The organism is Winogradskyella sp. 266wxhm, from assembly GCF_058964685.1.
On record NZ_CM179559.1, the window covers coordinates 2,951,564 to 2,974,636 of the forward strand.

At 33.7% G+C, this 23,073-nt stretch carries 17 protein-coding genes; 11 read left to right on the top strand and 6 right to left on the bottom strand.

What is annotated here, in order from left to right; all coding sequences use genetic code 11:
* The first annotated feature begins 3 nt into the window (after positions 1–3).
* A complete protein-coding gene (locus AC2H4K_RS13270) occupies positions 4–1,230 on the top strand; it encodes a GNAT family N-acetyltransferase (RefSeq protein ID WP_493742472.1) in 1,227 nt (408 codons plus the stop codon).
* Here AC2H4K_RS13270 and AC2H4K_RS13275 read toward each other — a convergent pair.
* The 4 genes from AC2H4K_RS13275 to AC2H4K_RS13290 all read right to left on the bottom strand — a co-directional run bounded on the left by AC2H4K_RS13275 (position 1,227) and on the right by AC2H4K_RS13290 (position 7,751).
* Positions 1,227–1,598 carry a VOC family protein gene (locus AC2H4K_RS13275; protein ID WP_281140071.1) on the bottom strand — a complete coding sequence of 124 codons (372 nt, stop codon included), beginning with the start codon at positions 1,596–1,598 and terminating at the stop codon, positions 1,227–1,229. The genes AC2H4K_RS13270 and AC2H4K_RS13275 overlap by 4 nt on opposite strands.
* 43 nt (positions 1,599–1,641) lie before the next feature.
* A complete protein-coding gene (locus tag AC2H4K_RS13280; protein ID WP_281140070.1) occupies positions 1,642–2,316 on the bottom strand; it encodes an inorganic diphosphatase in 675 nt (224 codons plus the stop codon).
* Entirely contained in the window at positions 2,317–5,154 is a 2,838-nt protein-coding gene (locus AC2H4K_RS13285; RefSeq protein ID WP_281140069.1) for a M16 family metallopeptidase, read from the bottom strand. It abuts the gene before it with no gap.
* A gap of 116 nt (positions 5,155–5,270) precedes the next feature.
* Complete coding sequence (locus AC2H4K_RS13290) at positions 5,271–7,751, bottom strand: M14 family metallopeptidase (RefSeq protein WP_281140068.1); 2,481 nt, start codon at positions 7,749–7,751, stop codon at positions 5,271–5,273.
* A 119-nt stretch (positions 7,752–7,870) separates the two neighbouring features.
* On the opposite strand from AC2H4K_RS13290, the gene bshC reads away from it, so the two are divergent.
* The 5 genes from bshC (at position 7,871) to AC2H4K_RS13315 (ending at position 13,857) form a co-directional block, all read left to right on the top strand.
* Positions 7,871–9,472: a bacillithiol biosynthesis cysteine-adding enzyme BshC gene (gene bshC, locus AC2H4K_RS13295; protein WP_281140067.1), complete on the top strand. Its 1,602-nt coding sequence runs from the start codon at positions 7,871–7,873 to the stop codon at positions 9,470–9,472.
* Between the two features lie 76 nt (positions 9,473–9,548).
* Positions 9,549–11,084 (top strand): glutamine-hydrolyzing GMP synthase, encoded by a 1,536-nt coding sequence (gene guaA / locus AC2H4K_RS13300; protein WP_281140066.1) that lies wholly within the window; start codon positions 9,549–9,551, stop codon positions 11,082–11,084.
* A 55-nt stretch (positions 11,085–11,139) separates the two neighbouring features.
* Positions 11,140–13,047, top strand: a complete 1,908-nt coding sequence (locus AC2H4K_RS13305) for a LysM peptidoglycan-binding domain-containing protein (protein ID WP_281140065.1) — start codon at positions 11,140–11,142, stop codon at positions 13,045–13,047.
* Between the two features lie 37 nt (positions 13,048–13,084).
* The gene (locus AC2H4K_RS13310; protein WP_281140064.1) at positions 13,085–13,627 is read left to right on the top strand and encodes a DUF922 domain-containing protein; all 543 of its coding nucleotides are present in this window, start codon (positions 13,085–13,087) and stop codon (positions 13,625–13,627) included.
* Positions 13,628–13,629: 2 nt separating this feature from the next.
* Positions 13,630–13,857, top strand: coding sequence for a DUF3820 family protein (locus AC2H4K_RS13315; protein ID WP_281140063.1), 228 nt, complete (start codon positions 13,630–13,632; stop codon positions 13,855–13,857).
* A 4-nt stretch (positions 13,858–13,861) separates the two neighbouring features.
* Here the strand turns inward: AC2H4K_RS13315 and AC2H4K_RS13320 are convergent, their stop codons facing one another.
* Positions 13,862–14,227 carry a DUF2200 domain-containing protein gene (locus AC2H4K_RS13320; protein ID WP_281140062.1) on the bottom strand — a complete coding sequence of 122 codons (366 nt, stop codon included), beginning with the start codon at positions 14,225–14,227 and terminating at the stop codon, positions 13,862–13,864.
* 204 nt (positions 14,228–14,431) lie between these two features.
* On the opposite strand from AC2H4K_RS13320, the gene pyrG reads away from it, so the two are divergent.
* Together pyrG and yidC are read left to right on the top strand one after the other, a co-directional pair.
* Entirely contained in the window at positions 14,432–16,048 is a 1,617-nt protein-coding gene (pyrG, locus tag AC2H4K_RS13325) for a CTP synthase (protein WP_281140061.1), read from the top strand.
* 112 nt (positions 16,049–16,160) lie between these two features.
* Complete coding sequence (yidC, locus tag AC2H4K_RS13330; RefSeq protein WP_281140060.1) at positions 16,161–18,068, top strand: membrane protein insertase YidC; 1,908 nt, start codon at positions 16,161–16,163, stop codon at positions 18,066–18,068.
* A gap of 125 nt (positions 18,069–18,193) precedes the next feature.
* On the opposite strand, the gene AC2H4K_RS13335 is transcribed toward yidC, so the two are convergent.
* Positions 18,194–19,183 carry a fasciclin domain-containing protein gene (locus AC2H4K_RS13335; protein WP_493742473.1) on the bottom strand — a complete coding sequence of 330 codons (990 nt, stop codon included), beginning with the start codon at positions 19,181–19,183 and terminating at the stop codon, positions 18,194–18,196.
* A gap of 67 nt (positions 19,184–19,250) precedes the next feature.
* On the opposite strand from AC2H4K_RS13335, the gene AC2H4K_RS13340 reads away from it, so the two are divergent.
* The 3 genes from AC2H4K_RS13340 to AC2H4K_RS13350 all read left to right on the top strand — a co-directional run bounded on the left by AC2H4K_RS13340 (position 19,251) and on the right by AC2H4K_RS13350 (position 23,013).
* Positions 19,251–19,961 carry a toxin-antitoxin system YwqK family antitoxin gene (locus AC2H4K_RS13340; RefSeq protein WP_281140058.1) on the top strand — a complete coding sequence of 237 codons (711 nt, stop codon included), beginning with the start codon at positions 19,251–19,253 and terminating at the stop codon, positions 19,959–19,961.
* A gap of 164 nt (positions 19,962–20,125) precedes the next feature.
* Positions 20,126–21,313: a tRNA 2-thiouridine(34) synthase MnmA gene (gene mnmA / locus AC2H4K_RS13345; RefSeq protein ID WP_493742474.1), complete on the top strand. Its 1,188-nt coding sequence runs from the start codon at positions 20,126–20,128 to the stop codon at positions 21,311–21,313.
* An 86-nt stretch (positions 21,314–21,399) separates the two neighbouring features.
* Positions 21,400–23,013, top strand: a complete 1,614-nt coding sequence (locus AC2H4K_RS13350) for a S8 family serine peptidase (protein WP_493742475.1) — start codon at positions 21,400–21,402, stop codon at positions 23,011–23,013.
* Positions 23,014–23,073 lie beyond the last annotated feature (60 nt).

Consider the following 23,073-nt stretch of genomic DNA (forward strand, 5'->3'; position numbering starts at 1 on the left):
TTTATGAAAATCTGCTTAGCTCAAACTCAATCCAAAGCAGGTAATATTCAAGAGAATATTGCTAATCACTTAAAATTTGTTGAGCGAGCGATAGTATACAAAGCAGACCTTATCATATTTCCTGAGTTATCGATCACTAATTACGAACCTCAATTGGCCAAAACATTGGCCACCAAAGTAGAGGATAACATATTCGAACCGTTTCAGATGTTGTCTAACGAACATGGAGTGGTTGTAGGTGTAGGTATGCCAACAACTACAACAAATGGAATTAACATAAGCTTGCTTATTTTTCAACCTAATAAAGAAAGAGACATTTACTCTAAACAATTACTTCATCAAGATGAAGAACCCTATTTTTTAGCAGGTTATAAACAAACCATGCTCACCATAAAAGGAAAGAAAATAGCTTTAGGTATTTGTTATGAAACTCTTCAAGAAGACCATTTTGTAAATACGATTCAGCAGGGAGTAGATGTTTACTTGGCTAGTGTAGCCAAGTCAAATAAAGGCATTGAAGAAGCAAGTGAATTTTTTTTCAAAATGGCAAAGGCTCAAGGTTTGCCAATTATGATGGTTAATTGTATAGGAACTTGTGATGATTTTGTAAGTGCAGGTCAGAGTGCTGCTTGGAATGCAAAAGGCGAATTGGTTTCTCAATTAGATGCAACAAATCAAGGTATTCTTATTTATGATTTTGAAACAGAGCGGTCAGAAAAAGAACAGCTCACTATTGAAAAAGGAAATGCATCAGATTTAGATAGTCTATTCAAAATCTATAAGGCTGCAAAAGAAACCTTAGAAGATAATAATATTTATCAATGGACCGACAATTACCCGACACGCCAAATTATTGGGAATGATATTGAAAGCGATGTTTTATATGTCTTGAAAAGCAATAATGAAATCATTGGAGCTATAAATATTAGTGAAGATCAAGAGGCAGAATATGAGGCTATTGATTGGCAGTTTAATCAAGCCAAAGTTTTAGTAATACATAGATTGGTCATTCATCCAAAGAGTCAAAAAAGAGGCTACGCTAAACTTTTGATGGATTTTGCGGAAAAATATGCAAAGCAAGATAACTTTACATCTATTAGGTTAGATGCTTACAGTAAAAATAAACGTGTTGTAGAGTTTTACAAAAGGCGACACTATTTTATCCGAGGTGAGATTTACTTTCCAGAACGCGAATATCCGTTTTATGGTATGGAAAAGGAAATCACTTAAATATGCTGATCTATCAAAATAGTATTACCATCAGGATCTAAAACCACTAAACTCGCTGGTCCAGTTGTGGATTCATCGGCTTCAGAAGTCAGAGTGATATTATTAGATTTTAGATGTTTTTGAATTGCTCTAACATCATCATAATTTTCTAATGTATTAGCATCTTGATCCCATCCAGGATTAAAGGTTAAAATATTGTTTTCAAACATGCCTTGAAACAAACCAATTAAAGTGGATTCGTTTTTCATGATAAGGTAGTTTTTCTCTAAATCGCCAGCAAAAACTTTAAACCCTAAAGTCTCATAAAATGCTTTTGAGGCTTTAATATCTTTTACGGCTAGGCTAACTGAAAATGCTCCGAGTTTCATAATATTATTGATTTAATTAGTTTTTTCAAATTTTGAGATGAATTTATCTTTTGTGTTTTACTCGATAGGCTTCTAATGACTTTTCGAGAATTTTCATAGCTTCAGTTCTTGATTTAAATCCTTTTGTTGTTACAATGTTTTTGCCTTTGTAATTAGTGAACCAAGTTTCAATAATCTCTGTAACACCATTATAATTTTCCTTCAAATCTTCAATATCATTAACTCTAAATAAGTCAGAATTTACCGAAATACCGATAATTTTATCATCATTTTCGCCACCATCTTCAAGGTTCAGAACACCAATAATTTTACATTTTAAAACATCACCACGATTTACAGGAGGACCAATAACAAGTATGTCCAACGGATCTCCATCACCGCCATCTTCTTTTGATAGTAGTGTTTTGGGTATCATACCATAATTTCCAGGATAACCAATGTATTTTATAGTTCTAGGCTTTCCGTTAATAGAATCTCTTTCTATTTTACCAGTTGTTTTGTTAGTTTCCCATTTTTCTAGAGTACCAGCAGGAATTTCTATTATTGCATTTACAATACTATCGTTTACGATTGGGTCAATAGCATTAAGTAAATTAATGTTTTTATCGATCACTATTTCTTTTGTAGCAATAGCTTTTTTATCCTCTCGTTTGGAATTACAGCCTGTAAGTCCAAACGAAAGGATTAAAACAATGTATAAATGAATTTTGTATGTCATTTACTCAACATCTTCAGTGTTTAATAACACAGGTTTTCCAAAACCTAAAGCTTCCAACTTATCTAATTGTGTTGCAGCATCACCAACTATTAAATAAATCATCTGGTTAGGTTTAATGTATTTTTCAACTAAAGCTTTTATATCTGCTACAGTCATAGCTTTAACCAATTCTTCTTGCTGTTTAGCGTAGTTATCATTGTAATCGTAATTACTAATATTCGTAAGCATATTCAGCTTTGCACCTAAAGTTTCAAAAGCTCTGGCACTACTTTTTATGGTAAAACCTTTGGTAACTTCTAAGTCCTCATCATTATAGTTTTTACCATAATTCTCTAGAATTTCTTTCACTAAAGCTGCCGATTCGTAGGTCACATTACTACGCACACCACTGCTTATTACAAATTCCCCTTTGTTGGCAGTGCCATCAAAACGCGAGCGAATACCATAAGTATAACCTTTACTTTCTCTTAATTCTTGTGTGAGTTGAGAAGCAAAACTTCCTCCACCCAAACGGTAATTCATCACTGAAGCAGGATAATAATCTTTGTGTGTAGCTTTTAGTGCAGGATATCCAAAACGGATGACAGATTGTTTTGCACCAGGTACATCATAAAAGTATACCATTGATTCTTCAGGATATAAAGGCAATGCTAATTCAGGAATAGCGACATCTTTTGGTTCCCATGTGGTGTTAATTTTGTTTAAAGCTTTTACAACTGCGGTTTCTGAAATAGCGCCTACAACATGAATGTTAGTAAGCTTTGGTGTAAGATTAGTATTGTAATAATTTTCTAAATCTACAATAGAAATGCTTTCTACTGAATCTTCTGACCCACTGCTGTTATAAGCTAAAATGTTATCCTCTCCATATAGTAATTTTGCAAATTGACTATATGCAATACTATTTGGAATAGCCTGTTGTCTTTGGATATTACTTATAGTACTTTGTTTTATTAATTCAAATTCGGTTTCATCCCAACGTGGTTCTAAAAGAATTTCGGTTACTAAATCCATCGTTGCATCAAAATGCTTTGATAAAGTAGATCCAGCAATAACAATATTTTCTTCTGTAGCATAGGCATAGATGTTGGCTCCAAGACTTTCAATAGCATTTTCTAAATCTTCAGGTGTTTTGTTTTTGGTACCTTTAGTCATAAGACTAGCCATAAGATTAGATACTCCTATTTTGTTAATGTTTTCTAGCATTAATCCACCATCAATTTGAATTTCGAATTCCACTAAAGGGACTTCATTGTTTTCTATACCGAAAACTTTAATACCAGAATCTAATTCCTTTTTCCAAACCGTTGGAATGTTTAACTCTGGACTTTTACCGTAAGGAGGCTCAACACTTCTGTCAAAACTACTAGGTGTTTTTTCATAAGTAGCAGCAATACTTGGGTCGAAAGATTCTTCGGCACCTTCAATAATTTTTTCTTCTACAATATTTGCAAGTTGCGAATTATCAAGCACCAAGTCTATTTGCCCCTTCGGAACAAAGCTTGTAGCGATATAGTTTTTGTCTTTAATATAAGTATTGTAAACACGCATAATATCCTCAGTAGTTACTGCAAGGATATTCTTAACATCTTGATTAATGAATCCAGGATCACCAGCAAAAATTTCATATTGTGCTAACTGGAAACCTTTTCCAAGAACACTAGATAAGCCTTGGTAGAATTCAGTTTCTTGTCCTGCTTTTATACGTTTTAAATCAGCTTCAGAAATGCCGTTCATTTCAAAATCTCTAAAACCATCTTCTATGGCATTCGCAACAGCGTCAAGGTCAACTTGGTTAAAGGCTGTAACGTTTAGCATAATCTGACCAGCAATTTCGGAATTGTATTGATAGAACGATACATTGTCAGTTAATTTTTGATTGTCAACTAGCACTTTGTTTAGCGGTGCTTTTTTTCCGTTAGATAGATAATCCGTTAAAATACTCAAAGCATAAGAATCTTTATCGTATTCTGGTACTCCAGGCCAAGTCAATGTTAGGCTAGGTAAGCGTGCAAAATTATCTTCATAATATAAACGCTTAGAGTTTTTGAGGCTAACAGGTTGCTTTTCCATTTTAGGAATATCTTCACCTCGTGGAATTTCATCAAAATATTTTTTAACCCAAGCTTTAGTCTGTTCAACATCAATATCACCAGCAATCGTTAAAGTGGTATTGTTTGGAGTGTACCAACGTCTGTAAAATTCTTTGACATCAGCTAATGTGGCATTCTGTAAATCTTCAAGAGAACCAATGACTTCCCAACTATATGGATGACCTTCAGGATATAGATTACTGTTAATAACAGCCGAAGTATGTCCGTACGGTCTGTTGTCTACACTTTGGCGTTTTTCATTTTTAACGACTTGTTTTTCCTTTGCTAAAACAGGTTCGGTAACGGTATTAATAAAGAAACCTAATTTATCTGCTTCAGCCCAAATCATTTTTTCTAAAGCGTCCTTTGGAACCGTTTGAAAATAATTGGTACGATCTCTATTGGTAGAACCATTAGCGCCAGAACCGCCAATTCGTGCACTCATTTGGTCTAAACCTCCTTTACCTAAATTTTCGGATTCTAAAAATAAAAGGTGCTCAAATAAGTGTGCAAAACCAGTTCTGTTTTCTTTTTCTCTTGCAGAGCCAACATGAGCTGTTAAAGCAACAGCTGCAACAGGATCTGAGCGGTCTACATGTAGTATAACTTGTAAACCATTATCTAAAGTGAATTTTTCAAAATCGACTTTAAATTCAGGTGTAGTTTCTTTAGTTTCGTTTTGTTTACATGCTGAAAAAGCTACTAAAACAAAAAAACTTAGAAGTAAGGATTTAATTGGTTTCATAATGTATTTTGATTGATTAAGTATAATTAAAATGTTATATCACATTGAGCCTGTCGAAATGTATTTTTCATACAAACTATCATGGTTTCGACTGCACTCAACCAGACAGAAACAATTTACAGTTCAAAAGTATTGTTGTTCACAAAGAAAACGGAGTTCACAAAAAATAATTTTCCGTTTTCCCAAAAACTTCTAAATAAGGTGTTATCTACAAAATAGATAAAACTACCGCTTCCCATGCGCTCTTCACCAAATACTAGCGTATCTCCTAAATCTGCAAGTGCTTTTTTTCCTGCAAAACCAGAATATACTTTAGCGTCATTGAGGTAAGCTACATTGTAACCACTATCTAAAAGACTGTAAGCTGAACTTCCTAATTTAAGCGTGAAGTATTCACTGTCATAACCAAAAGCCATTGGGTGTGTGTTGTCTACTTTGGTTTTAAAAATTGCACCAGTAATTAGGTTGTTGGTATATTCACGTTCACGATCAGCATAAGAAATTAAGTTATCATCTGTGTCTTCGCTTTCCGAAGGTTTGTAATTAAGACTAAAACCGTCTTTACCAGCAAAATTTCTCAAAGCACCATCAATGGCAATAACTTTTCCGCCGTCGCTAACCCAGTCTTTAATTTGAGACATAGTATCATCATTCAGAACTTTTCCGTAATACCCATTTGGAATGATTAGAACATTGTATTTGCTTAAATTAGTTTCGCTAAGATCATCAGTATGAATCGATGTTAACGGATATTGTAATTGTTGCTCAAAGAAATGCCAAATTTCACCATAACTTAGCGATGATGTGCCTTCATTAGAAAGTACAGCCACTTTTTGTTTGTTCACCAATTTAATGTCAGGCGAACCAATATCTGGTGTCATTTGCGAAAATCCAGAGGTGATTTCAGTTAAAGGCTGTGTAAACTCTTGTGCTACGGTATTTAATTTCGAGACAAAATCTTTAATGTGCTTGTTGTCTCCTTTAGTGATGATTAGAGATCCACGATCAAATTTAGAACCGTTAGAACTGAATGGTTTTTCGGTAAAGCGAACTTTGAAATCTTGTTTTAGTAATTCAGCTAAAAATTTAGCATCGTTCATAGAATTCCATTTGCTAACATAGCCATAAGCATCATTTAGGGTTTGAACTGTTTGGCGTTCCATCAATTTAGAACTTAAAACTTTTGATGTGCTTGCATAAGCGTCCAATCCGTAAGCATAAGGAATAGACCAAGCTGTAATATCATACGTAAGGGAATCTGTAAGTTTAGCGTTCGGTTCAAAAAGTACCTTAACCATTTTTCCTTTAGGTTGATTGGTATGCACAACTAATGAATTCGCATCAGCTGTGAAACTCCCTTGTTGACCAGTTTTGTAATTATAACCAGATACTTTGGTGCTGTTGGCATTTTCAAACTGAATATCATGCTTGTTGAGCAATGTTTTTAAGCTATTGATTTTATCTTCATTTCCTGTTAAAACATAGCTCTTGTATTTTAAATCTGAATTATTAAAGAACTTAGCAAATTCTGTATTTAGTTTTGAAGCATTTTTCGAAGCGATTTCAACAGTTGAAAGTCCTGTTGTAGTATGATGGGTTAAACGCTCAACAAGAGTTAGTTCGTGACTCTCATCATTTAGGATGCCCAAACCTGAGATACCATGACCGCCTTGTTCGTAGGTCATACCAATAGATCCCATATAAGTTGGATAAGTATCTCCATAACTTGGATAAAATAAATCAAAACGCTCTCTAGTAAAGAATAACCAACCCTCAGCGTCAAAATATTTGGCGTGGTTTTGTCCTATTTGTGTCTGAAAATCACTTTGCCAATCACTAATAATTTCATGAAAAGGCTCTGCTGCAGGTGCAAAATAATAGGGTTCATTTGGCCCTTGTTCATGAAAATCGACATGAATATGTGGCATCCATTTATTGTATTTTTCTAAGCGTTGTTGAGTTTCAACCTGTGTAGCCCAAGCCCAGTCTCTATTCAAGTCAAAAAGATAGTGGTTTGGTCGTCCGCCAGGCCAAGGTTCATTATGTTCACTGGCTTGTACGTCTGTATCGTAAGGTTGACTTGCTGTTTTGTTATACCAATTAACGTAACGATCTCTTCCATCAGGATTAAGACAAGGATCAATAATCACTATGGTATTTTCAAGTAGATCTTTTCTCTCGGTAAGTAATTTGTATAGTGTAAGCATCGCAGCTTCACTGCTAGATGCTTCGTTACCATGAACGTTGTAGCTTAACCAAACAATAGCAACATCAATATTTGTAGGCTCTCCATCTAAAAGTCCTGTGTTTTTTAAATTATTCTCACGGATGGTTTCTAAGTTTTTGATATTTTCTTCAGAAGACACATAAGCTAACATGAGCTTCCTGCGCTCATTGGTAGTGCCATATTGTTCTAGTTTTACTTGATTAGGAACAGCGTCGGCAACAGATTTAAAATAATCTACAACTTGGTGGTGTCTGCTAAATTGTGTGCCAATATCATAGCCTAAAAAATCACTTGGTGATTGTAAGTTTTGAGCTGTTAATAAGCTTGGATTACAGATTAGAACAAAAAAGATAAGGAGAAACTTTTGCATGTAATACACTTGTTTTTTGGTTGAAAAGCTAGTAAAGATAGTTAGGGATTCTGAATTAACTAAAAATTAGCAGTTAAAAAATAGAAGTACCTTATCTTTATGCCATAATTATTATTTGTATGCCAACCGACTGTATTCCGTTTAGAGCAACCGGATATTTTTCTGATTTTATTTGTGATTATTTAGATCAAAAAGCTGAGCTTAAACCATTATATAATCGTTTTCCAACTTTGGAAAATTTTAAAGCTCAGATAGAGGAAAAGTATCATTCTGAACATGTTTCAGAATCTAGTCGAAAGGTACTTTCTGAAACTTTGGTAAATCAATATGCTAATATTGAGGCTTCTCAATTAACTTTAAATAATATTGAAAGCTTAAAATCAAAAAATACATTTACCATAACCACAGGTCATCAACTTAACCTGTTTACAGGGCCTTTGTATTTTCTTTATAAGATTATTTCAACTATAAATCTCACTGAAGAATTAAAATCAACGTATCCTGATTACAATTTTGTACCAGTATATTGGATGGCTTCGGAAGATCATGATTTTGAGGAAATCAATTATTTCAATTTTAAAGGCAAAAAAATACAGTGGAATTCTAAGCAAACAGGCGCTGTTGGTCATTTTAATACAAAAGGACTAGAGGATGTTTTTGAAGTTATTTCGGCTGAATTTGGTTCTGGTAAATTTGCTGAACAACTAAAAACTTGGTTTAAAAATGCTTATCTCAATCACGAAAACTTAGCAGATGCTACACGATATTTAGCAAACGAACTTTTTGCAGATCATGGATTGGTTATAATTGATGCTGATGATAGAGAATTAAAGCGTTTGTTTATTCCGCAAATGCAAAAGGAACTGTTTGAGCAACCAGCTTTTAAAGCAGTTTCAGAAACCAATAAAATTTTGGAAGATTTAGGGTTGAAAATTCAAGTAAATCCTAGAGAGATTAATTTATTTTATATTCATGAAGGTTTGCGTGAGCGTATTGTTGAGATAGATGGTGTGTTTTCGGTTTTGGATTCACAATTTCAGTGGACTAAAGAAGAATTGATAGCGCATCTCAATGAATATCCTGAACGTTTTTCGCCAAATGTCATTATGCGTCCGTTATATCAAGAAGTGATTTTGCCAAATTTATGCTACATAGGTGGTGGTGGAGAAATGATTTATTGGTTACAGTTAAAATCTAATTTTGAAGCTCAAAATGTTACTTTTCCAATGCTATTATTACGTAATTCAGCTTTGGTGAAAACAGAAAAACAAGCACAAAAATTAGAAAAACTAAATATTTCTGATGCGGACTTATTTTTAAACAGAAGTTCATTTATCAATAAAAAGGTTAGAAAAATTTCAAACATCGATATTGATTTTTCAGAACAAATACAGCATTTAGAACAGCAGTTTAAGGATTTACATCAATTAGCAGAACAAACCGATAAATCTTTTTTAGGTGCCGTAAAAGCACAAGAGGTAAAACAAATAAAAGGCTTAAAACATCTTGAAAAACGTTTGCTTAAAGCTCAAAAGAAAAAATTAGCTGATGAAATAGAGCGTTGTACAGAATTGCAAGAAGAGTTATTTCCTGGGCAAAGCCTACAAGAACGTAACACTAATTTCTCGGAATTATACTTAGAATTTGGCGATGAATTAATTCCTGAGTTGATGAAAGCCTTGCAACCACTTCAAAATGAATTTACAATAATTACCTTGTAAATAAGTCGTTAAAAAAAATATTCAAAAAATAGCAATTGGTAAATCTTCAATCTGAAAGCAATTGTTATTTTTGCACATGCAACACAACAAAGTCCTTATTTTAGATTTCGGATCGCAGTACACACAGCTTATTGCACGCCGAGTTAGAGAGTTGAATATCTATTGTGAAATTCATCCATTCAATAAAATTCCAACCGATTTAGAGAGCTACAAATCAGTAATTCTTTCAGGAAGTCCTAATTCTGTAAGAGGTGAAGATGTTTTACATCCAGATCTTTCAGAAATAAGAGGGAAAAAGCCTATGCTTGCAGTTTGTTACGGAGCACAATATTTGGCACATTTTTCAGGAGGTGAAGTCGCAGAATCTAATACACGAGAGTATGGTAGAGCTAATTTAGCTTATGTAAAACCTGAAGAAGATTTCTTTGAAAATATTCATGAAGGTAGCCAAGTTTGGATGAGCCATAGCGATACAATAAAGAAACTACCAGAAGGTGGCGTTTTATTGGCAAGTACATCAGATGTGGAGAATGCCGCTTATAAAATTGAAGGTGAAGATACCTATGCGATTCAATTTCATCCAGAAGTGTACCATTCAACAGATGGTCATCAATTATTACAAAACTTCTTAATTAAAATAGCCAAAGTAGAGCAAGATTGGACTCCACAGTCTTTCGTGGAGGAAACTGTTGATGAATTAAAAGAAAAACTTGGAAATGATAAAGTGGTTCTTGGTTTGTCTGGTGGAGTAGACTCGTCTGTAGCTGCAATGTTATTGCATAAAGCTATTGGAGAAAACCTTTACTGTATCTTCGTTAACAACGGTTTACTTAGAAAAAATGAGTTCGAAGATGTATTGCATCAATACGAAGGCATGGGATTAAACGTTAAAGGTGTAGATGCTTCGGCACGCTTTTTGGATGCTTTAGCAGGAAAGAGCGACCCAGAGGAGAAAAGAAAAACTATAGGTCGTGTGTTTATTGAGGTTTTTGATGATGAAGCGCATCTTATTAAGGATGTAAAATGGTTGGCACAAGGTACAATCTATCCAGATGTTATTGAAAGTGTTTCAGCAACAGGAGGTCCAAGTGCAACGATAAAAAGTCACCATAACGTAGGAGGTTTACCAGACTTTATGAAACTAAAAGTGGTAGAACCATTAAAAACGTTATTTAAAGATGAGGTAAGACGTGTAGGTGCTTCCATGAATATGGATAAACTATTATTAGGTCGTCATCCATTTCCTGGTCCAGGTTTGGCCATTAGGATTCTTGGAGATCTAACACCAGAGAAAGTACGTATATTACAAGAAGTAGATGCTATTTTTATCAATAACCTACGTTCTTGGAATTTGTACGACAAAGTATGGCAAGCAGGAGCAATGCTACTACCAGTTAATAGTGTTGGTGTAATGGGTGATGAACGTACTTACGAAAAATGTGTAGCTTTAAGAGCGGTAGAAAGTACGGATGGAATGACAGCAGACTGGGTAAATTTACCATATGAGTTTTTACAAAAAACCTCAAATGAAATTATAAATAAGGTGAAAGGTGTTAATAGAGTAGTGTACGACATTAGTTCTAAACCACCAGCAACTATAGAATGGGAATAGTAAGTGACTGATACAGATTTTCGGTTTCTTAAATTTATATAAGCAACATAGATATATGAAGAATATTATAACTGTTATTTTAATTGCATTTTCAATTTATGCAAGTGCACAAAATTACAAAGAGCATAAGGTTAAAGAAGGTGAAACTATAGAAAGTATTGCTAAACAATACTTGGTAACTCCTTTTGATATTTACGCATTAAACCCTGATGCTAAAACAAATTTTAAGCCTAATACAGTTTTAATAATTCCTACGTCAAAGGTAAAGAATGATCCTATTGAAGCAGAAACTAAAGAGCTTATCGGTTACAAAACTCATAAAGTAAAGCGTAAAGAAACGCTTTATGGTTTGTCTAAAGAATATAATGTTAGTGAAGACGACATAAAGAAAGCAAACAGATTTTTGTATTCTGAAAATTTAAAGAAAGGAGATAAAATCAAAATTCCTAGATATAGAACGATTGTATCTAAACAGACTTTAAACAATACAGTTAAGAAATACAAAGTTCAGCCTTCTGAAGGTAAATGGAGAATAGCATACAAATTTGGTATTACGGTAGAAGAGTTAGAAGCTTTAAACCCAAATATGAATGAAGTCATTCAACCTGGTGATGAGCTTAATGTTCCAAATATTAAGAATGAAGAGGAAAAAGCTATAGAGCCAACTTTTGGTTATTATGAAGTTTTACCAAAAGAAGGATTTTACAGATTAAAAATTAAGTTAGGTCTTACACAAGAAGAATTAGAAAAACTCAATCCTGAATTAAAGGAATCTGGTTTAAAGGCTGGAATGATTTTGAAAGTACCTGCAGATGCTGATGTTTCTGTTGATGTTAAAGATGTAAATATTACTAACCTTAAGTCTAATTTAACGAATTTTAAAACTAAAAAATTAGCGTTAATGATGCCCTATCGTTTAGATAGAATAGATACAGATTCTATCGAAGAGGCAAAGGAAATGATTAGGACAAGTAAGTTGCTTTCAATTGTTTTAGATTTTCATGAAGGAGTTACAATGGCATTAGATTCTGCGAAACAATTAGGTATTTCTACGGAGTTAAAAGTATTTGATACACAATACCAACCTTCAAAAACTAGAGAACTTTTACAAGACAATGACTTTTCGGATTACGATGCTATCATTGGACCTATGGAAGAAAATAGTTTCGATAGAGTAGCTTCAACTTTAAAAACTGATAGAGTTCCTGTTGTTGCTGCTATGAATAAACCAAAGAATCTGTATAATAATGTTTTTCAATCTGTTCCGGAAGACAAATTGTTACGTCAAGCAATGATAGATTTTGTTAAGGCAGATAGTTCTAAAACAAAGGTGGTTATTATTTCAGATCAGGCACATAGAAGTTCTAGTGAAGCACTGAAAAATGATTTTCCGACAGCAAAAATTATTTATTCGAGAATGGATAAAAAGGATGCAACGAAAGATGCTTATTTCATTTATCCAACAGAGTTACAAAATGTTTTCCCTGTAGGTAAAACAGTAGTATTTCTACAAACTACAAGTAACTCTTTTGCATCAAGTGTTATTAGTATGCTAAATGGGCAAACTAATAATAAGTCAGAAATAGTTTTAGTAACTTTAGATAGAAACAAGGCTTTTGAAGGAAAGAATATTGATAACTATCATTTGTCAAACCTAAAATTCCATTATCCATCTGTTAAGAAAGATTTTGATGAGTCTAAATCAAATGGTTTTGTTTCTAAATATCGTGAGGCCTATGGTGTATCGCCAAGCAAATATGTAGCGAGAGGATTTGATATTACTCTAGATTTATTATTGCGTTTGGCATCAGCAGAAAATTTGTATGAAGCTTCTAATGATACGATAGAAACAGAGTATGTAGAAAACAAGTTTAGATATAATAGATCTATGTTTGGCGGTTATGTTAATGAAGCAGTTTATATCGTAAAATATGATGATCTTAGAATAGTAAAGGCTAATTAGGATAAAATATTAGCTATTCATTTTACGTTAAACCCATATGCAGATTAAATACCTTTTCATCATAATGTTGTTGTTTATTGGGAACAATCCTGATGAAGAGGTAATCTCTTGGAGTGAAACTAAAAAATTAACATGGAAAGATTTTAAAGCAGAACCAAATCAAAAGTCTGATGCTGTAGCTTTAACAGCTTCAGGAATAACTTTTGGATTTTCAATTAAAACTTCAGATAAAAGAGTTGTAGATTTTTCAACTACGGTTGAGTCACATTTCTATCCGAATAAATCTTGGTATTTTAAAGAAAAGTGTAGTGATCTTATTTTAAGACACGAGCAATTACATTTTGATATTACTGAGTTGTACGCTCGAAAGTTTCGAGAGAAAATAAGCAATCTACAAGCAAACCGAAATATCAAAAAACAACTTAACGGACTTCACACCTCAATAAACAATGAGTTGAACAAAACTCAAAAACGCTATGATGAGGAGACGGACCATTCTATAAATGAAGCAGTTCAGAACCATTGGGAGAATTTTATAGCCGAAGAGTTAATGAAGTTAGAACAATTTAAGTCTAAATAACATTGGAAGGAAGTAAAGAAGCGTTAATTGAACTCGCCCATTACAAAATGCCTTTCGGTAAATACAAGGGTGAATACTTAGTGGCAATACCAGAATATTATTACACTTGGTTTAAACAAAAGGGATTCCCAGAAGGAAAACTTGGACGAATGATGCTACAAATGCATGATATTAAAATCAATGGTTTAGAAGAATTGATTTATAATATTCAAAGAGAATTTAAACGCTAAGACTTTAAGCGCTACGCATTATTTTATCGAGTTTTCTTCCTTTAGCCAACTCATCTACTATTTTATCTAAATATCTAGTTTTTCTGGTAAGTGGATTTTCAATATCCTCAATTCGGTAACCACAAATTACACCTTTTATTAGTTCTGCTTTTGGGTTTAGTTCAGCTCTTTCAAAAAAAGTTTCAAAAGTTACCTTCTCTTCAATGAGTGCTGCTATCGCTTTAGCATCAAAACCCGTTAACCATTCAATTACAGTGTGGAGTTCTTCAACAGTTCTATTTTTCTTCTCTATTTTATTGACATAATGTGGGTATACAGAAGAAAAAGTCATTTTTGCAATACGTGCATTATGTTCAGGTGTTGTTTTCATGGTGTAAAAGATATAAAAGTTTTGAAAAATTTTTAGAAGTTTTTACGAATGAAATTTCATGTTTTTAAAAAGGATAAGTTTGTTGTAATGATTTTATTATCAATAAAATAAAAAAATGCAACACCTTTCTTTAAGATTGCTATTGTTATACTTGTACTTAAGCGATTTTTTATTGTAAATTTGCCTGCGTTTAACAGCGCAACAATGACCACAGACCCTAAGTATATTTTTGTAACTGGCGGAGTTTCTTCTTCTCTAGGAAAAGGAATCATAGCAGCCTCTTTAGCTAAACTCTTGCAGGCTCAAGGTTACAGAACTACTATTCAGAAATTAGACCCATATATTAATATCGATCCAGGAACTCTAAATCCTTACGAACATGGCGAATGTTATGTTACGGATGATGGAGCAGAAACCGATTTAGATTTAGGGCATTATGAACGTTTTTTAAATGTACCGACTTCTCAGGCTAATAACGTAACAACTGGTAGAATTTATCAAAGTGTTATCGATAAAGAACGAAGAGGTGAGTTTCTGGGTAAAACGGTTCAGGTTATTCCTCACATTACAGACGAAATAAAACATAGAATCCAAATTTTAGGTAATTCGGGAGATTATGATATCGTCATTACAGAAATAGGAGGTACTGTTGGTGATATTGAATCCTTACCATATATTGAAGCTGTACGTCAACTACAGTGGGATTTGGGTGAAAATAATGCTTTGGTAATTCACTTAACGTTGATTCCATTTTTATCAGCAGCAGGTGAATTAAAAACCAAACCAACACAGCACAGTGTAAAAACGTTGATGGAAAGTGGTGTACATGCAGATATCTTGGTATGTAGAACAGAGCACGAATTGCATGATGGATTAAAAATAAAGCTAGCGCGTTTTTGTAACGTAAAAAAGGAAGCTGTAATTCAGTCTATTGATGCTTCAACGATATATGATGTGCCTAACTTAATGCTTGAAGAAGGCTTAGATAAGGTCGTTTTAGAAAAATTAGCTTTAAAAAGTGATGTGCCAGATTTAAAACGCTGGAACGAATTTTTAGACAGACATAAAAACCCTAAGAGTGAAGTTACTATTGGTTTAATTGGTAAATATGTAGAGCTTCAAGATTCTTACAAATCTATACTAGAAGCTTTTATTCACGCAGGTGCCGAAAATGAAGTAAAGGTTAATGTAGAGCCAATTCATTCAGAATATCTTAATGAAGACAATATAGAATTCAAACTTGGTCATCTTGATGGTGTTTTAGTCGCACCAGGATTTGGTGAACGTGGTATTGAGGGTAAAATCGATGCTGTAAGATACGTACGTGAAAACAATATTCCATTTTTAGGCATTTGTTTGGGTATGCAAATGGCAGTGATTGAATATTCTAGAAACGTATTAGGTCTTAAGGATGCCAACTCTATTGAGATGGATGAAGCGACATCAAACCCAGTGATAAACTTAATGGAGTCTCAAAAAGATGTTGTAGATAAAGGAGGTACAATGCGTTTGGGAGCATGGGATTGTAACATTGTAAAGGACAGTATTGCCTATAAGGTTTATGGTACTGAGTCCATAAAAGAAAGACATAGACATCGTTTTGAGTTTAATGAAGCTTATAAATCTCAAATCGAAGCTGCAGGAATGAAAGCTACAGGTTTTAATCCTGAAACTGGATTGGTGGAAATTATCGAAATTCCAAGCCATAATTGGTTTGTTGGTGTGCAATACCATCCAGAATATAAAAGTACGGTAGCAAATCCGCATCCATTGTTTGTTGCTTTTGTAAAAGCTGCATTAAAGTTTAAGAATAAAAAATAATATGCCACTTTGGCGTAAAATATAGTTTTGGATACACATTTGAATATCCAACAAAAATACTACAAAGACCTGTTAGATTTAAAAATCTGGCAGGTCTAAAACTGAGAAATAGATGGAAGAAAAGAAATTAGACATCAACTCCATAATAGGTTTTATCCTCATTTTTGGAATAATGATTTGGTATTTATACCAAAACCAACCAACCGAAGAAGAGATTGCAGAGCAGAAAAAAGCAGAGCAAGTTGAAGCTGAGAAAAAACAAAGCAAGCAAAATGAAACGCTCGTAACCACAGCTGCAGATTATTCTAACGCGAAACAATTAGACTCAACACAACTTGTAGATCTTAAAAATAAAGTTGGAGATTTTGCTTATGCATTAACTTTGCCTTCTGCTTCCGAAGATCAAACTACGGTAGAAACTGAAGTTTTTGAATTAAAGTTCAATAATAAAGGTGGACAATTATCTCAGGTGAAACTTAAGAAGTTTGTAGATTATGATTCGGTGCCCATCTATTTGGTAAAAGACGACAACAGTCTTTTCAATATTACTTTTGGTACTTCAGATAATAGAACATTAAATACACAAGACTTTCCTTTTCAACCTTCGGTAACAAAAAGTGGCGAAAACACGGTTGTTTCTATGAAGTTGAAAGTTTCGGAAACAGCTTTCTTAGAATATCGTTATGAGTTAAAACCTAACGATTATATGATAGATTTCTCTATTAAATCTCAAGGCTTAAATGGTGTTTTCAATACATCACAACCAATAGATTTAGATTGGAAACAGAAAGGAATTCGTCATGCAAAAAGCATCACTTACGAAAATCGTTATACGCGTCTAACGTACATGTATGATGGTGATAGAGTAGATAAACTGTCTCAAGCTAGTGATGATGAAGAAACTATTGAAGATGTAGAATGGTTATCTTACAGACAGCATTTCTTTAGCTCTATTATGGTTACAGATAATGGACCATTCAAAAAAGTATCGATCACCTCTAAAGATTTAGTTGAGGATGAAGAAGTTGATACAATGTATACGAAGCTTTACACCTCTAAAATTCCATTAGCGTACAATGGAGGTGAAATCAATAGAAATTTAGGCTTGTATTACGGACCAACAGAAAGTAAAACGCTTAAGGCTTATGATAAGGACTTAGAAAAAAGTATTCCTTTTGGTTGGGGGATTTTTGGATGGATAAACAAGGCTTTGTTTATTCCTTTATTTAATTTCTTGAGTGGTTTCTTACCTTACGGTATTGCAATTATTGTAATGACTGTATTGGTGAAAATTATGCTATCATTTGTGCAATATAAGCAGTTCTTATCTCAAGCGAAGATGAAAATTCTTAAGCCAGAGTTAGAGGCGATCAGAGAAAAGTATAAAGACAACAAATTAAAAGCACAACAAGAAACTATGGCATTGCAAAGTAAAGCTGGTGCAAGTCCTCTTAGTGGATGTTTGCCTGGTTTAATGCAAATTCCTGTATTCTATGCTTTGTTTATGTTCTTCCCTACGGCTTTCGCATTACGTCAAAAAAGCTTCTTGTGGGCAGATGATTTAAGTTCATATGATTCGGTAATAGATTTACCTTTCAACATTCCATTTTATGGTGATCACGTAAGTTTGTTCCCAATTTTAGCAGCTATAGCTATTTTCTTCTACATGAAGATGACAACAGGACAACAAACTGCTATGCAAGCTGCGCCACAAGAAGGTATGCCAGATATGAGCAAGATGATGAAGTACATGATTTACTTCTCACCATTATTAATGCTCATTTTCTTTAACAACTATGCTTCTGGTTTAAGTTTGTATTATTTTATTTCTAACTTAATTAGTATTGGAATTATGTTAGTCATCAAAAACTACATCATTGACGAAGAGAAAGTTCTAGCTAAAATAGAGGTGAAAAAGAGTAAGCCTAAGAAAGAGAATCGTTTCCAAAGAAAGATGAAGGAAATGATGGAGCAAGCTGAGCAACAACAACGTCAAAATCAAAGTCGTAAAAAGAAATAAATTGATATTTTAACTGAACTAGATTCAGAATATAAATAGATTACAAATCAAAAACCCAAGCATATCGCTTGGGTTTTTTACTAACTTAATCAATCAATATAAAAATGAGGTTTGACCTCTTACTTTTAGTTTGAAGTTGGTAATATTACAGTATCAATTACATGTACAACACCATTAATACCTTGGATATCTACAAGAGTTGTTACAATATTACTTTCTCTTCCATTACCATCAGTTAATGTAAAATCACTTGTGTCTGCACTAATGTCTCCACCAAGAGTACTTACTGTTCCTGTACTTAATTCATTAGATTGAACATTAGCACTTACTATATGGTGTAATAGTACGGAGTCTACAGTATCAGTATCTAAATCAGTAAGTGCAGAAATTTCCAATTCCGTTAACAAATTAGCAAATGCGGTGTTAGTTGGTGCAAAAACAGTAAATGGTCCTGCTTCAGAATCTGTAACAGTTGCCAGATATGGAACTGTTGGAGTTCCAGAATCAGCATACATAATTGCATCAACTAGTATTGATAATGCGTCATTAGAAGTTGCAAAAGTACCAATAGTTGGTAAATCAATAACAGTATCTACGATATGAACAGTTCCATTTGTTGCGGTATTATCAGCATCTGATACTGTAGATATACCATTAACCATCACACCATTTGTCGTATTGAAATAAAGACTTAGATTTTCTAAATTTGGACCTACTGCAGCTGTATTAGTGTATCCTGAGCCAGCATTGACTAAATCTGTTGAGCTTAAGCTTTCACCAATAATGACATGATTTAATAATACATTTCTAACTAAGGCTTCTTCATCGGTAGTAAGATTATTTAAATCGATATTGGCAGAAGTTAAAAATGTAGAAAAAGCGTCATTAGTTGGAGCAAATACTGTAAATGGTCCTGAACCCTGTAAGGTTGTTACTAAATCCGTAGCTTCTAAAGCTGCAGCTAAGGATGTGAGATTATTAGCCAATGCGACGTCAACAACAGTAGTGGATTGTACAGGATTACCATTATTATCATCATCATCGCTACAAGAAGTTAAACCTAAAACCAGCAGAAATACTGGTAATAATTTGAGAGTTTTTGAAATAATTTTCATTTTTTTGAGTTTTTAAAATTAATTGTTCATCATTGCAAACTTTAAGTTTGTTTAACTAAATTACAAAATGATTAAACAAAAAGGGTTTTGTACCCTCCTTTTTACAATAATTTTAACAACTGTTTTTGCTCAAAAACCAGTAAATCAATTCGATAAAAACGGAAAACGTCACGGTATATGGACAAAGAACTACTATCAGACAGATCAAAAACGTTACGAAGGCCAGTTTGTTCATGGAAAAGAAGTAGACACCTTTAAATACTACACCTTATCAGAAGGTAAAAGTGTGTTGAGCGCTATTAGAGTATTCAACAAAAAAGATAGTCTAGCTGATGTTACCTTTTATGCATCTACAAAGAAAATCATTAGTAAAGGGAAGATGAATGGCAAAAGGTTTATTGGGCAATGGGTGTATTACCATAAAGATGCTGATGCCAAAATGATTGTTGAAAATTTCAATGATGAAGGAAAATTGGAAGGTGAGAGAAACGTGTTTTATAAAAATGGACAAATGGCAGAGAAAGCTTTTTATAAAAACGGACTGCTTCATGGTGAAGCTAAATGGTTTTCTGAAGATAGTACCTTAATAAAAGTATCTCATTATAAAGATGACAAACTAGAAGGGAAAACTATTAATTATGATGGTTCTGGAAAAGTTGCTTCAGAAGGAGAATACGTCAAGAATAAAAAACATGGTATTTGGAAGTATTATGAAGACGGAGAACTCATCAAGGAAATAGACCATACAAATGAAACGGTTCGGCGTATTAAACAATAGTTTTAGGCTATGAATTAAATAGCATTTAGGTATAGCAATCTTTCTGAGATTGCTTTTTTTATTTTGTAATTTTGCCGAAGTTTTTCAGACAAAGGTATTGCTCATCTTTTAACTAGTTCAATTTAGATGAGTATATAAGCGTAAAAATAATCAGGTCAATTAATATGAAACGAGTTATAGTAGGACTTTCAGGTGGTGTAGATTCTAGCGTTGCAGCTTACTTATTAAAAGAGCAAGGCTATGAAGTTATTGGCTTGTTTATGAAAAACTGGCATGATGATTCTGTGACTATTTCAGATGAATGTCCTTGGTTAGAAGATAGTAATGATGCCATGTTGGTAGCCGACAAATTAGGTATTCCATTTCAAACCGTAGATTTAAGTGTTCAATATAAAGAACGTATTGTAGATTATATGTTCAATGAATACGAAAAAGGACGCACACCAAATCCTGATGTATTGTGTAATCGTGAAATAAAATTCGATGTCTTTATGGACATTGCCATGGAACTTGGGGCCGATTATGTCGCTACAGGTCACTATTGTCGTAAAGCTACTATTGAAAAAGACGGAAAAGAAATCCATCAGCTTTTGTCAGGTGTAGATAACAATAAAGATCAGTCCTATTTTTTATGTCAATTATCTCAAGAACAATTAGCAAAAGCTTTGTTCCCTATAGGAGAATTAACGAAACCTGAAGTTAGAGAAATTGCAAAAGCACAAGATTTAATTACAGCTGAAAAGAAAGATTCTCAAGGCTTATGTTTTATAGGTAAGGTGCGTCTTCCAGAATTCTTACAACAACAATTAAAGCCTAAAGAAGGTGTTATTGTTGAGGTTGAAGAATCTTTAGATGTCTACAATAAAAGCGTTCCTAATTTTGAGACTAAAGAAAACGAATTGCAATTCTTGGCTCAAAAACCGGTCTATAGCTTAACTGACGGAAAAGTTGTAGGTAAACATCAAGGAGCACATTATTTTACTAAAGGTCAGCGTAAAGGTTTGGCAGTTGGTGGTACAAAAGAACCTCTGTTTGTCATAGAAACAGATGTAGAAGATAATATAATCTACACAGGTCAAGGGAAAAATCATCCAGGTTTACTACGAAATGTACTTTTTGTCAGTAATGATGAATTGCATTGGATTCGTGAAGATCTAGCTCTCAATGAAGGAGAAATAATGAATGTTATGGCAAGAATTCGTTACCGTCAACCTTTAGAAAAGGCTATACTTCATAAAGTGCCATCAGGCTTGTATGTGGAATTTGAAAACAAACAGTCTGCTATTACCGAAGGTCAGTTTGTTGCTTGGTATAATAATGATGAATTATTGGGTTCAGGGGTAATATCTTAATGTCCTTTGTGATAAGGAAGGAATCATTATTTTATGATTTTTAAGTATATTATCACAAATCCGTAAATTGCAATAAAAGAAAAGCTATGGTTAAAAATTTACTTCTATTTTGTGTGTTTCTTTTTACCATAAATATGCAAGCACAAGAAGATGCTTGGGTATATTTTACGGATAAACCAAATGAGTCTGCAGCTTTAGCAAATCCATTATCAATATTAACTCAAAAGGCAATAGACCGAAAACAAAATCATGGTGTGGTCATTGACTCACGAGATGTACCAGTTCACGAACCCTACATAACCGATTTAAAAACACAGCCAGGTATTTTGGTTTTAGCGAAGTCAAAATGGTTTAATGCGGTTTATGTAAGAGGAAACGATGTGCAAAGCATTAGCGACTTACTTAATCTCCCTTATGTAGATAGTATAGATTTTGCAGATAATAGTTTAGACACAGCGTCCCGTCCCTTTACGGTCCAAGATAAAACTAATATTGAAGACGAAACCGTAGTTTTTAATTATGGTGATACTCAAAATCAGGTAGAGATGATCAATGCTGACGATTTGCACTTGGATAATTATACAGGTGAAGGTATTACTATTGCTGTAATGGACGCAGGTTTTCCGAATGTGAATACTATGTCAGGTTTTCAACGTTTAAGAGATAACAACGATTTATTGGATGGATACGACTTCATAAATCGTAATCCTGATGTGTATGCTAATACATCGAGTTCCCATGGAACAAAAGTTTTGAGTACCATGGCAGGATTCGTTCAAGATCAATATGTTGGGACGGCACCAGATGCTTCTTATTATTTATTCATCACAGAAGATGTTACAAGTGAAATGCCAGTTGAAGAAATGTATTGGGTAGAAGCTGCCGAACGCGCTGATAGTTTGGGAGTAGATATGATAAATACTTCTTTAGGATATACGGTTTTTGATAATTCAAATTACGATTATACACCTTCTGAAATGGACGGAAATACAGCTTTTATCACACGTGGAGCATCAATCGCTGTGGAAAAAGGTATTTTAGTCGTAGTGAGTGCTGGTAATTCAGGTGCGACATCTTGGCAAACGGTAGGAGCTCCAGCAGATTCACCAGATGTTTTATCAATAGGTGCTGTAGATGCTGCTGAAAATTATGTAGCCTTCAGTTCACAAGGTAGCAGTGCACAAGTTGGCTATCAAAAACCAGATGTAGTAGCTCGTGGAGGAGCTGCATACGTCATTAGTGAGAATGATAATATTGTTCAAAATAATGGTACATCCTTTAGTGGGCCAATTGCTTGTGGTGGTATTGCCTCGTTATGGCAAGCTATACCTGAGGCATCACCAACTGAAGTAATGGAATATGTAAGGCAATCGGCATCGCAATATACCTCTCCAGATAACTTTTTAGGTTATGGTATTCCTGATTTAGCATTAGCAAGAACGTTGAGTTTGGAAGAATCTGTATTGGAAGATTTTCGCTTTTATCCTAATCCAGTGCAAACAAACTTACATGTTGAAATATCAACACAATTTACAGAAGTAGAGCTCAAAATCTATAATCAATTAGGTCAAAAAGTATTGCAAACAGACTTAACTTCAGAATCCAACACCATTGATGTTTCTAGTTTGTCATCAGGAATTTATCTTTTGAAAATTTCTACAGGAAATCACTCAAAAACTTATAAGTTTATTCATTCTTAAATAAAACTTTTAGCGTCGAATTGAGCTTATCGAAGAACTTGTCCTTAGATAGTGGAGTTT